At 45.5% G+C, this 418-nt stretch carries 1 protein-coding gene; it reads right to left on the bottom strand.

Annotation, left to right across the window (positions count from 1 at the left end; translation table 11 throughout):
- On the bottom strand, window positions 1-334 hold a 334-nt coding region (locus H6B10_RS15475), incomplete at its 3' end, for a DEAD/DEAH box helicase family protein (protein WP_345941868.1).
- Between the last annotated feature and the right edge of the window lie 84 nt (window positions 335-418).

A 418-nucleotide genomic window follows, 5' to 3' on the forward strand; every position in this document is an offset into this window, starting at 1 on the left:
CGGTGGCCTGCAACTGTTGATCGAGAATACGGCGGTCTGTAATAATGATTACGCTGTTAAAAATTGGATCGTTATTTTCGTTGTGGAGGCTGGCCATACGGTAAGCCGTCCAAGCGATAGAATTAGACTTGCCGGAACCGGCACTGTGTTGGATGAGATAGTTATGTCCAGCACCATTAGTTCTAACATGATTGACCAGTTGACGCACGACATCCAACTGGTGATACCGTGGGAAAATGACTTTGCTGCTGACGGTTTTCTTTGTGGAACCGTCCGGCAAAGTCTCTTTTTTTTCTGTTCTTTCGTAGTTAATGAACTTTTGCAGAATATCCAACAAGCTATCCTTCTGGAGGACTTTCTCCCAGAAGTATGAAGTTACATAGATGCCATCGGTGCTCTTTGGATTACCTGCACCGCC

Origin of the sequence: Gemmiger formicilis (assembly GCF_016901605.1) — a bacterium.
Taxonomy (GTDB): Bacteria; Bacillota; Clostridia; order Oscillospirales; family Ruminococcaceae; genus Gemmiger; species Gemmiger formicilis_B.